Below are 13,396 nucleotides of genomic sequence, written 5' to 3'. Positions count from 1 at the left end.
TCCCATTCGTTCTGGGGCGCATGGGCATTATCCACGCAAGCGCCGAAAACCCCGCATTGTTCCCTGGACCGCGTTGAGCAGCCTTGGGCTGGAGCGTACGAAAGCCTCGACCCGCCTGCGGAACTCGATGGCGGTGGTCGCCACACTGCCCCGCATCGTGAACCCATGGCAGAGTTCGACCAATACCGAACCCTTGGCGCCCATATGTTCCTTGTAGCTCTGGTTGCCGACCGACAGGTCGAAATATCCAAAGCCTCGTTCGCGCGCCCAGCCGATCAACCTGCCCATGATTGCAAGCCCCGGCGAGACATTGGGCACGACGCCCTGGTCCATTGCTATCAGCAGAGCATGAACAGTCCCTTGATGCACGAGCAGATATTGAACCGCGATCAGAGCCTCGCCGACGAGCAGCCCGAAAAGCCGCACCGAACCGTCCAACAGGCCCTGAACAGCCGCGTTCCGGTAAAATTCGACGATGTTCTCCTGGGTCAGCAGATCGAAGCGACCAAGCTCGCGAAAGCGATCGAGCCGCATCCGCACCAGTTCGCCGAAGATACGGTCAACCTCGGCCGGCGCCCCGGCCTCGACCAGTTCCACGCTGCCAAGCCGTTCGAGGCGGCGCCAGTCCTTGCCGAATTCCTTGACGAAGGATGGCCTGCAGAGACGCTTGAGCACTGTTTCGGGATCGCCGTCGATGGCGAGGCCGAAAGTGGTCTGGATGGAATCGCGTGTGGCCGACAGCAAGGCCAGCGGATTGGCGACGCCCTGAATCTGTCGGGGAATCCCCACGATGTGGACGCGGTCCGCCGGCGGCAGCGCCGAGCGCACCGCCGCCCACGCAGCCTGCGCGGATTGTCGCGTCCACGGGCTGGCATCGGCCAGCAGCGGTGCCGAATAGTCGCAGACGCCACAGCTCAACCATTCGACCACCCAATGCTGGAAGGCCCTGCGCCGCATCAGCGGCACCAGCATCCTGGGTTCGCCAGTCGTGGCGTCGCCCACCTCGACGATGAGGAGTTCGGCGCCTTCCGGCAGCAGCCGCGTGGCGATCCCTTCCGCCCAGGCGTAATTCTGGTGGCCGGTGCACACACCGCTTTCCTGGAGGCGCAGCCAGAGTGGCCTGACCGCCTCGAGGCTGGTGTGCAGTTTTGCCGTATAGGCGTCGTTCGCCGCGACGGAGGTGGGATGCGAGACCTGCCCGCCAGGCAAGTCGGTCATCGCGGCAATTTGCACTGCGTGGCCTGTCACATCCTTCTCCTATCGCTTGACCGCGGCGAACGAAACCGCCCGTCGCCAGGAGCCCAGGCGGCTGTCGCGCTGCTGGTCCGGGTGTTCGATGTTCCACATGCGGTGATGCACGAAATACCATGATGCCACGAGCACGAAGATCTCGGACACCGCCGAACCCAGCAGCGCCCATGGCGGGGAGGCGATCGACAGCAGGATGGCGATCAACGCCAGCCCGACGATGGCGCCGCCCAGGGTGATGAAGGCGACGATGCGGAAGTCACCCATTATCTCGAGCACGATGCGGGGCATGATGTAGAGCATGATCGGAACGAAATTCGCGATCACGAAAAACCCGATGAATCCCACCGACGCGTCCTGGAGAGCCTGGGACTTTATCATCGGCAGGACGAACAGGATGGCGCATCCATAGACAACCGCGCCAAGGCCCATGACAACGGCCCACAGCTTTGCCTGCGCCCAGACACGGCGCGTTTCGTTGTTGCGCATCAGCTTGGCGAGTTCGGGCTGCGTCATGTTCACGAAGGCAAGACTGCTGATGCGCAGCGGCGCGAACAGCACCAGCACCGCCGCCAGCGGCGCATAGGCGGCCGGCCCGGCAATCCCCGCGACCAGCAGCGCCAGGCATTGCCCCTGGATGTTGGTGGTGGTGGCGCTGAATGCCGACCAGCAGAGCTGGGACCACAGCCTCGCATAGCGCCGCCGCGTCGGCATGCGGAAGCTGATGCGCATCGTGCGGCGCGCCAGCCTGACCAGGACGAAGATGCCAAACACATTGGCCGCCGCAAGCGCATAGAACACGGTCTGCAGCGCGTCCTTGGCCAGCCAGATCGCCAGGCCGGCCATGACCGTGCCGGCGATCGTGAAGGCGGCATCGCTGACGGAAACGATCACCTGCTGGCGGCGCGCGAAGAAGGCCGTGCGCATGTGGCTGCGCAGCGACCATGCGCCAACGAAACAGCCCGCGGCAATTCCGCTGGGGTCGCCCAAGAGATGCATCACGATCGCCGTGCCGACGGCCATCAGCACGGCAACGACCAGCGCCGCCGTCCCGAAGGCGACGTCATAGGCATCGACGCCGGCGCTGTTGGTGCTCTTGCCCATCCATATCGAGGCCGGAACGGCGGTGAGCGACCTGATGTAGGACAGGCCGACGCCGCCCATCACCATGCCGATGGCAAAGAGGCCGTAGCCTTGCGCCGAAAGCATGTGCAGCAGCGCGATGTTGAGGGCGAAGTGGAAGCCGCTCTGCATCGCCTCGCCGCCGATCATCAGCACGAGACGCCGCACCAGATGGCCAGGAAGTTTCACGGCCGTGTCTCCGCCTGGCGGGTGGTTGCCGTCCGCCCCGGCCTGGCGATGGCTGTCTTCAGCTTGTCGGCGGCTATCGCCGCGATCGCCGCCGCCGCGACCGGTTCGCTGAAGACCGCCTCGTAGCGCGCCCGCCCGGCAGCGACAAAGGAGCGCCAGGCCTCGGGCCGCAGGATGATCTCCTCGAGTTTGGCTGCAAGGGCGGCGGCATCGCCGGGCGGAACATGCCAGCCGGTCTCACCGTCGCTCACCACCTCGACCAGCCCGCCGATCGCCGACACCAGCGGCGGCCGGCCGTAGGCCATCGCCTCGATGGCGACGCGGCCGAGCGATTCGGGACGCCGCGAGGGCACGGTGACGATATCGGCCCAGCGATAATGCTCGGAGGGATCGGGGATGAAGGGCAGCACGCTGACGCGTCCGCCGAGCCCCATGCTGCCGACCAGTTCGGCGAGCGCACGTTCGCGCTCGGTACTTTCGAAGGCGCCGCCGACCAGCCGCACCTCGATCCTCGACTTGAGTTCCGCCGGCAACGAGGCGATCGCCTCCAAGAGCACTTCCTGGCCCTTGATCCTGTTGATGCGGCCAAGCAGCAGCACCTTGAGCGGCCGCTTGCCGTCATAGGTCGTCGCTTCGGCCGCGGCCGGGCCGGCAACGCCGTTATAGACCACATGGGAGCGCGCGGATCTGGGCTCGCCGAACGCGGCGCGCGTGGCGCGCGAGTTGAAGATGAGATCGGCATGGCTCCAGTGCATCAGGCCAACAAGGATCCTGCGCATGGCGCCTTCGGGAATTTCGTGGATGTGCAGCACGGCCTTGTGCGGCAGCAGGCGCGCGGCCAGCGCATAGTCGGCCACGATCGAGGTGTTGACATAGGTGAGATCGCAATCCCGGAGCCGCCGCCAGGCCCTCAGCACCGCGACCGGCAGCCGCGCCATCTCGATGGTGGCAAGGCGCGCAATCGCCTGGCGCCTCAGCACCCAGAGCGGCTCGAAGACGATCCGGGTCGCATGCGGTTCGAGGATCCGCACGATCGGTCCGCTGCGCGGCAGGACGACCTCGATATCGGCTGAAGGAAACGCGGCGCGCAACGCGGCGACGCTCTCCGCGAAGCTGCGATCGGAACCATAGAGTTCATAGCCCTGATGGACGCATGCAATCCGCATATTCCCATGCATCTTTCTGCCAGGGGTAGTTTGACGATCCCGCCGCCTGACAGAACAGGCGACTGGAGACTTCAAGCCCAACACCCCTTTGGACTTCACTTGTTGCCGGCATGGTGACGAGCGGATGTAGAACCCGGATCACCATACCAAATGCTGCACGTCCTCCGCCGGTGTGGCGCACAGAAGTCCATGAGCAAGGATCATGCCGGCCCTGATTTCTCCGTCTGCAGGTCGCCCGGTCGCGGCATTGCCTTGTTTCGATACACATACGCTGGGATAGTTGACCGATAGTGAAACAACTCCGGCCGCTGGAAGAAATATTTTACACCCCGGTGCGATGATGGCTGGAACTGAGTCTGGCACGGATATTCGCTGGGCTGTGGTTTCCAGAGGGACGGCCGCGCATTGCGGAATCGAGCGGACTTGAAAGCGCCAGCAGCCATGAAACCTGAAATGCCCACCATCCTGATCCTCGGGACGCGCGGCATTCCAGCGGCCCATGGTGGCTTTGAAACCTTCGCCGAGAGGCTGGCGCTGTTTCTTGCCGGGCGCGGCTGGAAGGTCGGCGTCTATTGCCAGGAGGAGGTCGAGCGGGTCGACCAAAGGGTGCGTGTCGACACCTGGAACGGCATCGATCTCATCCATGTCCAGGTCGCCTCGAAAGGTCCCCGCGCGACGCTGGAATTCGACTGGCAATGCGTGCTCGACGCCGCCCGGCGGCCCGGCATCTGCCTGGTGCTCGGCTATAATGGCGCGGTCTTCCTGACCTGGCTGAGGCTGATGCGGCGCAAGATCATCACCAACATGGACGGCATCGAGTGGCGCCGGCCAAAATGGGGTATGGCTGCGCGCACATGGTTCTGGCTAAACGAATGGATCGGCGCCTGGGCCTCGCACCGCCTGGTCGCCGACCATCCGGTGATCGCGGATCACCTGGCGACGCGCCGGCCGCGCAGCGCCATCGCCACCATCACCTATGGCGCCGACCCGGTGACATCGGCCCCGGAGGCGCCGGTGCGCGCGCTCGGCCTTGAGCCTGGCAACTACCTGATCTCGATCGCGCGCATCGAGCCCGACAACAACATTCTGCCCATGGTCGAAGCCTTCTGCAGCCAGAAGCGCGACATGAAGCTGGTGGTGCTGGGCACGCTTTCCCCCGATATCCCTTACCATGCCGCCGTCCGCAAGGCGGCGAACGCCTCGGTGGTGCTGCCCGGCGCCATCTACGACCAGGCGGCGGTGAAGGCGCTGCGTTTTCACGCGCGCGCCTATCTGCATGGCCACACCGTCGGCGGCACCAACCCGTCGCTGGTCGAGGCGCTGGCCGCCGGCAACATGGTGATCGCCCACGACAACCCCTATAACAGATGGACCGCCGGCGCGGCCGCCATCTATTTCACCGACCGGCAGAGTTGCGCCGAGCGGATGCGGCAGGCGATGGAGGATGACGCGTTGGTCAGGACCTGCGGCGCGGCCGCGAGAGCCCGCGCCAACGAAGCTTTCCGCTGGGACGATGTCCTGCTTGCCTATGAAACCGAAGCTTACCGGCTTCTGGGCGTGAGCGCCGCCGCAGCCCAACCGGTCGACCGTCCCTCGCCCGGCGCCGTATGACGGGCTGGTCGCGACGGCGGCTGCTGAGGACCGCGCTGTCGACGGCGCTGGTGCCCGCAACGGCAGCACTCTCGTCCGCATCGCCCGCGCTGGCCGCCACCGGCGAATGGCGTTTTCGCCGCGGCGTCAACGCCTGGCCCTGGTTCGCGCTGACGCGTGAGTTTCCCGCGCCGCGCACCGACTATGACTGGCCGCCCTTCCAGTCGCAGCGGCCGGTGCCGACACCGGACGACCTTCGCCGGCTGCGCCGGACCGGGCTCGACTTCGTCCGCCTGCCGGTCGATCCCGGCCCGTTCCTGGCCGCCGATGCCGCCACGCGCACAAAATTGCTGGCGATGCTGGACGATGCCGTCGCGGCAGTCATCGATGCGGATCTCGGCATCATCGTCAACGTGCAGGCCAACGGCGCCACCCATTACTGGAATCCCGACCGCATGGTCTCCAGCACGGCCGCGCCCGAATTCGAAGCCTATCGCGCGGTGGTCGGCACGCTTGCCGGCAGGCTGCAGCGGTTCCCGTCGGGCATGGTAGCACTGGAGCCGGTCAACGAACCGCCGCAATCCTGCTCCTCTAACGTCTGGTCGAACGTCCAGGCGGCCCTCCTGACGGCGGCCAGGGCGTCATCCCAGACGTTGCCGTTGGTCGTCACCGGCGGCTGCGGCTCGATGGTGAGCGGGCTTGCCGCGCTCGATCCGGAACCGCTGGTGGCCTTCGAGCCGATCCTGTTCACCTTCCATTTCTACGAACCCTATCTGTTCAGCCATCAGGGCGCACCCTGGATGCGCGAGCCGGTCTACCGCGCGCTCAACAACGTGCCATGGCCAGCCTCCGCCGGTTCGCTCGAACGGACGCTGGCCTCGGTCAGGGCCCGCATGGCGGGGGACACCGAAACCTCGGAAGCGGACAAGCAGGCCGCCTATGCCGAAACCGAACGCGTGCTGAAGGTCTATTTCGACGCCAGGCCAGATCGCTGGTTCGTCGACAAATATATCGGCCAGGCGCGCGATTGGGCCGACAGCCACGGCATCGCCCCGACGCGCGTCATCATGGGCGAATTCGGCGCGCTGCGCACCGACGCCCGCTACGTCGCCGCCCCCAATCCCGACCGCGCCCGCTACATCGCCGATGTCAGGCAGAGCGCCGAGGCATCCGGCTTCCCCTGGGCCTTCTGGGACCTGTTCGACGGCATGGGCATGATGGACGACAAAACCCGCTCGCTCGACCCGGCGATGGTGGATGCACTCGGGTTGAGGATGCCGGAATAACCGCCTTCCAAATGCGGCCGAGTTCCTTGTCGCCGTAGAGCGCTACCTCGGCACCCCTTGTGCGCCCGGACGCCCCGCCGTCCGCGCTGGCCGCACCGGCCTGTAAAGCGCCAGCGCGATCACCACGAACTTGGTCATCAGCGTCGTCTTGGACGCCAGGCTTTCGGAGGTGTTGAGCAGGATCAGCCAGCCCAGCATCGGCAGCCAGATGCCGGGATGGCAGCGGCGTGCCACTTCGTGCATGAACAGCGCGAAGCCGAAAAACAACAGCAGGGTGAAGAAGGCGCCCTGATAGAGGAGCAGGCGGATGATCGGGTTCTCGATACCCTGTTCGAGGCCGTTGATGCGGCGCAGGCTTTCGATGAGATCGATGTCGGGCCCCACAATCAAGTCGCGCAGTTCGAAATGCTTGAACAACTCGAACATTTCGACGCGGGCATTGGCGCTGCCGCTGTCCGACACGAAGCGCTCCAGCAGCGCGTCGAAGAAGCCGTAGGAGAACAGCATGACCACCACGACCGGCAGCAGCGAGGCGAGCATGACGGCAAGGGCGGCACCCGGCAGGCTGATGCGTCCTCGCCGCAGATAAGCCACGCCACTGAAAAGCAGATAGATGCCGCCGAGCGCGATCGTCGTCACCATCGCCGAGCGCCCGCCAAATACCACCAGCGCCGCGCATTGCAGGCCGATCAGCCCGAGCCGCAGCGGCATGGACAGGGATTTCGAACCGGAGAGCAGCGCCAGCACATAGATCGAGGTGATCGTGGCGTTGGACAGAGGATGGCCCTGGAGCGCCGTCGAGCGCAGGTCGTTCATGAACACCTCGCCGTCGAGCCGGTAGGGAAAGACCAGCGTCTTGGTGGCGAACTCGAACAGCGCCAGCAGCGCGTTGACCGTCATCACCGCGTGCACCACGGTTTGCATGCGGGCGAACGTCTTTTCGTCGGCCTCGGCCAGCATCATCGCCAGCAGCGCCGCCGCCACGAACGTGTCGATCATGCCGGCCATGCCGGGGCGCTGCCTGACGATGACGACGACCAGCAGCATGATCGACATGACGGCTAGCAGCGCGCTGGCAGGCCGCCTGTCGGCGATGGCCAGCGTATAGCCTACCGGGTTGCCGAACGTGCAGGCGCGCCAAGCAAACATCAGCACGAGCAGATAGGTGGAAGGATGGATCTTGGTCGCCGGATTGCCGGTCAGGCCGTCGTAATTGTAGCCCACCAGCCACAGCATGCCACCCGAAATGCTGAACAGCAGCGCCACCACCGCCACAAGGCCGTAGCCGGTCACCCAGTCGACGGAATTGCCGGTGCGGGGCGCGGTCGGGGCTTGACCCTGGCCAGCCCAGCCGGCCGCCGGGGTGGCGGACCGGGCGGCGCCCCGGATGGCAGCCATGTCAGGCCGCCTCGTCGACCAGCAAGGCGCCCGTCGGCAACCGCCCCATGACCGAAATGGCTTGCCAGGCCGCCGTGACATCGCGCATCGGCGTCGCGTTCAGCGTGGCGACGAGCACAATCTCGTCGACCATGGCGACCAGCGGTGAGGCGTTGAGATTGTCGGCCAGCGCGCCGCCATCGACGACGACGAGTTCGAAATTGCGGCTCGCCTGGGCCAGCATATGCTGTGTGAAATAGACGCCCTGCGCCTCGGAAAAAGCAGCCTTCGGCCGACCCTTGCCCAGAAGCGCGACGTTGCTGCCGGGCGCGTATTGGCTGAGCGCTTCGAAGGCGTATTCGCCGCGCAGCACGTCGAGGAGACCTGGCTGCGGCTCCTTCTGGCTGCCGCCGGCATTGTTGGTGTCGATGAACAGGACACGGCTGCCCCTGGCAGCCGCCGCGTTGGCCAGCAGGCGCGCCACCCGGCCCCGCTGCGCCGCGTCCTCTGGCGCCGACGTCACCAGGATCGACGGTACCAGTGGCCAGTTCGGCGGACGCCGGCTGGAGGAGAACAGGCGTCTCAACGCCAGGCCGGCGACGGCGTCCATCTTCTGTCCGGCCGGCGCGGCGGCGCCGCCGAAAGGCCACCAGCGGCGGCGCGCTGATTTCGCCGGCAGCACGCCCACCACGGGCGCGTCGATGGCCGATTGCATCTGCGCGCTGGAAAGCACCGTCGGCGATGAATATTCCGCGATCAGCGCCATGCCGGTGCCGAGCCCCAGCCCGCCGAAGAACGCGCCGAACACCAGCAGCAACAGCGGTGGCCAGCTCTTCTTCAGGGCCGGCATGGCGTCGGAGATGATGCGCGCATTGGTGCTGTCGACATTGACCTGCTCGCGCGTTTCCTGCGCCCGTTGCAGATAGGTGGCATAGACGGAGCGCACCGCCTCGAGATCGCGTTGCAGTTCGCGCAGCTTGACCGAGGCCTGGTCGGTGTCGAGCGACTTGCTCTTCATGCCCGCGACCTTCGCTTCCAGCGCCTGTTGGTTGGCCAGCGCGCGCTCGTAGTCGGTTTCGGCGGCGGCGGCGATACGACCGAGTTCGCGCGCGATGAGCGCGCGCGTGTCGCGCAATTGCTGCTGGGCCGCCATCATCGAAGGATGGCGCGGCCCGAGTTCCGTGCCGAGCTGCGAAACCTGGTCGACAAGTGTCGCCTCCTGCGCCCGCAGGCTCGAAATCACCGCCGAGCGCATCGCTTCCGAGGTCGCGTCCGGCGCGCCGCCGGACCGGCGCAACTGGTCGACCTGCGCCTTCAGCGTCGCGGTGCGGCTCTGCGCGGCGGCGAGCTGCGTGTTGATCTCGGTCAGTTCCTGGTCACTGACCAGATTGCCGGCGGCCATCACCATGTTGTTGGCCGACCTGTAGGCCTCGACCGCATTCTCGGCCCGCTGGACGCGCTTGCGCTGCTCGTCCAGCCGCGCCGTGATCGAGTCGGAAGCATCCGTGGCCATCTTCGCGCGCGCGCTCGCCTGATCCGCCAGGTAGGCCTGCGCGATGGCATTGGCGAGCTTCGCCGCCTTGTCGGCGCTCTTGGCGGTAACGATCACGTCGAGGACCAGCACCTTGTCGGCCCGCTTGACCGCAAGCCGCCGGCGCAGCGCATCGAGCGTCTTGCCCGCCTTGTCGGTTTCGGCCGAGCCCGAGCCCAGCACGCCGGCGAGCAGGCGGCTCAACAACCCGCCCTGCCCGTTGAATTCCGGGTCCTCGGTCAGGTTGGTCGCCGCGATTGCCCTGAGCAGCACGCCGCTCGACTGGACGACGGCAACCTGGCTTTCCACCATGGTGATGCCGCCATCAGGCGGAACGCGGCTCGGATTGACGTCGTTGGTGACCACCTGCAGGTCCTGCGGATCGACGATGATCTCCGCCACCGAGCTGTAAAGCGCAGGCGTGAACAGTCCATAGAGCAGCGCCCCGAGGGTCAGCAGCGCGGCGGTGGCGAGGATCAGGAAACGGCGGCGCACCAGAATGCGCTTCAGGTCACCCAGCTCGACGGTCGAGGACGGATAGGACGCGGCCGGCGGTGGCTCCGGCGCATATTGCATCACCTCTGGAGCGTGTTGTTGCGGCAACGAGAGCAGGGATGATTGCAAAGGTCGCTCCGACAACACTCCATGTGCCCCAAAAGCTTAAATTGCGGCTTAAGCTTAGCTATTACTCCAACTGTTAAAACACTGTTAATTATGTTGGGAGCTCTTCTGATTTTTGGCACGGAGTTTGCGTAGCAGAGGCATGGGCCGTGTTGACAGGGCGCAAGCGAGCGGGAAACGAATGGAATTGGAGCAACATCTTCCTCCAGTCCGACTGTCGCCCACCGATCGTGCCTAAAAATCGAACACCGGCCAATACCGAACATCAGAATTCTAGGGGTGCGACATGCAGGTGAGCCTGCGCCTGGACAGCGACTGCCTCCGTGCCTTTCACCTGCTGCTGCTGCAGCGCCTGGCCGCGCTCGCCGAGGTCGCGGTCAGCGTCGACGCACGCCCAGCCGGGAGCGGCATTCCAGGCAGCGTCGCGGCACTGTTCCAGCTTGAAACGGTCATCCACGGCTTGCCCGCGGACGGCCTGGCCAAGCGCCTGCCGTTGTCGGCGCTGGCACCCTACCGCACGCAGCCCGCCGCCGCGCCCGACCTCGTGCTCGACCTCTGCGGCGATGTGCGAACGGAAGGAACACGCGTATGGCATGTGACCTATGACGGCGCCGGCGGCGAAGCGGCCCTGCTGGCGTCGATCCTCGATGGCCGGACCCCGCGGGCCTGCATCGAGGAGAACGGCGCCGTCGTCGCCGAAGGACGCCTGGGCACCGAATATGGCGGCATCGCGCTCGCCTCGTTCCAAGACATGCTGGCGCGCACGGCAAGCCTGATCCTGGCGGCGGTGACGGGCGCGGCGCGGGGCGCCCTACCCGCCCTGCCCGAGCCGGAGGACGGCAGGGGGCCGCCATCGCTGCCCTCGGCCGGCAAGCTCGGCGTCAGGGCGGGCAAGGCATTGGCGCGCCGCGTCGTCCAGAAGATCTACCATCTCTGCTACAACGCCCCGCACTGGAAGGTCGGCTGGCGCCAGACCGGCGGGCGGGATCTGTTCGACCTGCGCGCGCATCCGGCCTCTGGCTGGCGAGAATTGCCCGACGACGGCAGCCGCTTCTACGCCGATCCGTTCCCGATCCTTCATCAGGGACAGGTAACCCTGTTCGTCGAGGACTATATCCACCGCCTGGGCCGAGCCATCATTTCCGCCGTGCCCTTTGGTCCGTCGGGGCCGATCGGCCGTCCGGAGCCGGTGCTCGATCTGCCCTACCATCTCTCCTACCCCTTCGTCTTCGAGCGTGATGGCGAGGTTTGGATGGTGCCGGAAAGCTGCGCCAACCGGACGGTGGATCTCTACCGCGCCACGGCCTTCCCGGGCGGATGGGTCAAGGAAGCGACGCTGCTGTCCGACATCGTCGCCAGCGACGCCACCTTGGTCGAGCATGGCGGCTCGTGGTGGCTGTTCGCCACCGTCCGGGACGGTGAAGGCAGCGCCCGGGACGGCGGCGGCGCCTTCTCGGACGCGCTGCATCTGTGGTCGGCGCCTGACTTTCGCGGCCCCTGGACGCCGCATCCCAGGAATCCGGTGCTGATCGACATCGCCTCGGCGCGGCCGGCCGGACGCATGGTCGAACGTGACGGCCAGTTGCTGCGTCCGGTACAGGACTGCCGCAGGAGCTACGGCGGCGCCCTTGGCATCGCACGCGTCACTCACCTTGATTTGAACGGCATGGAGCAGCGTGTCGAGACGATCTTAACCCCCGGCGCGCTATGGAGTGGGCGTAAGCTGCACACGCTCAACGAGGCGGGCGGCCTGGAGTTCATCGACGGCTCGGCGATCGCGCCGCGCTGGAAAAGAGGTGGCGGTGGTTAACCTAAACGTTTGTTACTACCGGCCACCCGCGCTGGTTGCTTGAGGTTGATTATGGTCCGGAAGATATTTTCCACCACGGATTGTGGAGACAGAAGATGACCAGCATGAAGGGCAGCGAAATCACCCCCGCCGACGCTGACCCCATCGAAGTCGACGTGGCGATCGTTGGCGCCGGAATGGCCGGCACCACGCTGGCAACCGTGTTGGCAAAAGCCGGCCGCAAGGTGGCACTGATCGATCCGCACCGCGTTCATCACGACGAGTTCCGGGCCGAAAAAATCGGTACCGATCAGATACGGCTGTTCGAGAAGCTCGGCCTCGACAAAACGATCATGCGGCTCGTCACGCCGTTTGACGACATTCATGTCTTCCGCCTTGGCCAGTTGTTCGCGCGTGAGCGCAGGCCCGAATACGCATTTTCCTATGGAGCGTTGATCAACGGGCTGCGCGATGCCCTTCCCCCGCAAGTGCCGATAACGGTCGGCAAGGTCGCCGAGGTCTCGACCGGACCGGACCGGCAGCGCCTTGTGCTGAACGACGGCAGGGTCATCACGGCTCGCCTGCTGGTGGTCGCCACCGGTCACAGCGAAGCGGTGCGGCGCGCCATCGGCGTCGAGCGGGTCGAGCAATCGAAAGCTCATTCGCTGTCGATGGGTTTCGACCTCGCCATTCCGCCGCGCGAATGCGGCTACCAGGCCGTCACCTGCTACGGCAGGCGGGCCAGCGACCGCGTCGCCTACATCACCGTCTTTCCTCTCGGCGACAAGATGCGGGCCAACATGTTCGTCTATCGCACCGTGGCCGAACAATGGACGAGGGACTTTCGGGCCAATCCGCAGAAAATGCTTTGCGAATTGATGCCTGAAATATCGGCGCAATGCGGCAACTTCGCTGTCTCAAGTCCCGTCGAGGTCCGGCAGATCAACCTGACCACGACGCAAGGCCATCGCCGCGACGGGGTCGTCTTCATCGGTGACGCGTTCTGGACGACATGCCCGACGCCGGGCGTCGGCATAGGGCGGGTCATGATCGACGTCGATCAGCTCCATTCCGTTCACATTCCACGCTGGCTGGAAACGCCAGGCATGGCGGCGGACAAGATCGCCGCTTTCTATGACGATCCGGTCAAGCTGGCCTCCGATGAGGCCGGCATGCGTGTGAGTGTCTATGCCAGGCGGATCACCACCGAAACCGGGCTGGAATGGCGCGCGCGGCGCCTGCGCAACAACACGGCACGCAGGCTGATGATCATCGGCCGCAAGGTGCGCCATTTGGGAATGCGGCGGGAGCCGGGCATGGCGTGAGGGGGCTTTCCACCCTCTATCGTCATCGTGGTTCTGTCCTGAGGGCCGTACCTCTAACCTGCCTCCACCCCTCCCGGAGAAGGAAACCGCTGGAGCGCTTCACCGGGACAGCGACATCGCGCTCAAAAAGCAGATCCAGTGCCGTTCGGTGG

The 13,396-nt window shown here is 65.7% G+C and carries 9 protein-coding genes; 4 read left to right on the top strand and 5 right to left on the bottom strand.

Features of this window, described 5'->3' with window-relative positions; all coding sequences use genetic code 11:
• Positions 1-27 precede the first annotated feature (27 nt).
• The 3 genes from FJ936_RS21515 to FJ936_RS21505 are packed head-to-tail and all read right to left on the bottom strand — an operon-like array spanning position 28 to position 3,725.
• Positions 28-1,248, bottom strand: coding sequence for a GNAT family N-acetyltransferase (locus FJ936_RS21515; RefSeq protein ID WP_140788421.1), 1,221 nt, complete (start codon positions 1,246-1,248; stop codon positions 28-30).
• A 9-nt stretch (positions 1,249-1,257) separates the two neighbouring features.
• Entirely contained in the window at positions 1,258-2,559 is a 1,302-nt protein-coding gene (locus FJ936_RS21510) for a hypothetical protein (protein WP_181763157.1), read from the bottom strand.
• On the bottom strand, positions 2,556-3,725 hold the full coding sequence (locus FJ936_RS21505) for a glycosyltransferase (protein ID WP_141906954.1): 1,170 nt from the start codon (positions 3,723-3,725) through the stop codon (positions 2,556-2,558). The genes FJ936_RS21510 and FJ936_RS21505 overlap by 4 nt, the downstream gene beginning before the upstream one ends.
• A gap of 441 nt (positions 3,726-4,166) precedes the next feature.
• Here FJ936_RS21505 and FJ936_RS21500 point away from each other — a divergent pair, with 441 nt between their 5' ends.
• Both FJ936_RS21500 and FJ936_RS21495 read left to right on the top strand, forming a co-directional pair.
• Entirely contained in the window at positions 4,167-5,336 is a 1,170-nt protein-coding gene (locus tag FJ936_RS21500) for a DUF1972 domain-containing protein (protein ID WP_141906953.1), read from the top strand.
• Entirely contained in the window at positions 5,333-6,601 is a 1,269-nt protein-coding gene (locus FJ936_RS21495; protein ID WP_141906952.1) for a cellulase family glycosylhydrolase, read from the top strand. Before FJ936_RS21500 ends, FJ936_RS21495 begins: the two co-directional genes overlap by 4 nt.
• A gap of 42 nt (positions 6,602-6,643) precedes the next feature.
• Here the strand turns inward: FJ936_RS21495 and FJ936_RS21490 are convergent, their stop codons facing one another.
• Together FJ936_RS21490 and FJ936_RS21485 are read right to left on the bottom strand one after the other, a co-directional pair.
• Complete coding sequence (locus FJ936_RS21490) at positions 6,644-7,999, bottom strand: VpsF family polysaccharide biosynthesis protein (RefSeq protein WP_181166487.1); 1,356 nt, start codon at positions 7,997-7,999, stop codon at positions 6,644-6,646.
• Position 8,000: 1 nt separating this feature from the next.
• Complete coding sequence (locus tag FJ936_RS21485) at positions 8,001-10,133, bottom strand: Wzz/FepE/Etk N-terminal domain-containing protein (RefSeq protein ID WP_141906951.1); 2,133 nt, start codon at positions 10,131-10,133, stop codon at positions 8,001-8,003.
• Positions 10,134-10,416: 283 nt separating this feature from the next.
• Between FJ936_RS21485 and FJ936_RS21480 the strand changes: the two genes are divergently transcribed.
• Complete coding sequence (locus FJ936_RS21480; protein ID WP_141906950.1) at positions 10,417-11,940, top strand: formyl transferase; 1,524 nt, start codon at positions 10,417-10,419, stop codon at positions 11,938-11,940.
• 95 nt (positions 11,941-12,035) lie between these two features.
• The gene (locus tag FJ936_RS21475) at positions 12,036-13,244 is read left to right on the top strand and encodes an NAD(P)/FAD-dependent oxidoreductase (RefSeq protein WP_181166486.1); all 1,209 of its coding nucleotides are present in this window, start codon (positions 12,036-12,038) and stop codon (positions 13,242-13,244) included.
• Positions 13,245-13,396: the final 152 nt, after the last annotated feature.

The organism is Mesorhizobium sp. B2-4-13 (assembly GCF_006658535.1).
GTDB lineage: Bacteria > Pseudomonadota > Alphaproteobacteria > Rhizobiales > Rhizobiaceae > Mesorhizobium > Mesorhizobium australicum.
This window is presented reverse-complemented; position numbering and strand designations above follow the sequence as displayed.

Bases quoted from the DNA above. Each gene is read 5' to 3' on its own strand.
- FJ936_RS21505 (WP_141906954.1), bottom strand. From the start codon at position 3,725: ATGCGGATTGCATGCGTCCATCAGGGCTATGAACTCTATGGTTCCGAT.
- FJ936_RS21500 (WP_141906953.1), top strand. From the start codon at position 4,167: ATGAAACCTGAAATGCCCACCATCCTGATCCTCGGGACGCGCGGCATT.
- FJ936_RS21495 (WP_141906952.1), top strand. From the start codon at position 5,333: ATGACGGGCTGGTCGCGACGGCGGCTGCTGAGGACCGCGCTGTCGACG.
- FJ936_RS21490 (WP_181166487.1), bottom strand. From the start codon at position 7,999: ATGGCTGCCATCCGGGGCGCCGCCCGGTCCGCCACCCCGGCGGCCGGC.
- FJ936_RS21480 (WP_141906950.1), top strand. From the start codon at position 10,417: ATGCAGGTGAGCCTGCGCCTGGACAGCGACTGCCTCCGTGCCTTTCAC.
- FJ936_RS21475 (WP_181166486.1), top strand. From the start codon at position 12,036: ATGACCAGCATGAAGGGCAGCGAAATCACCCCCGCCGACGCTGACCCC.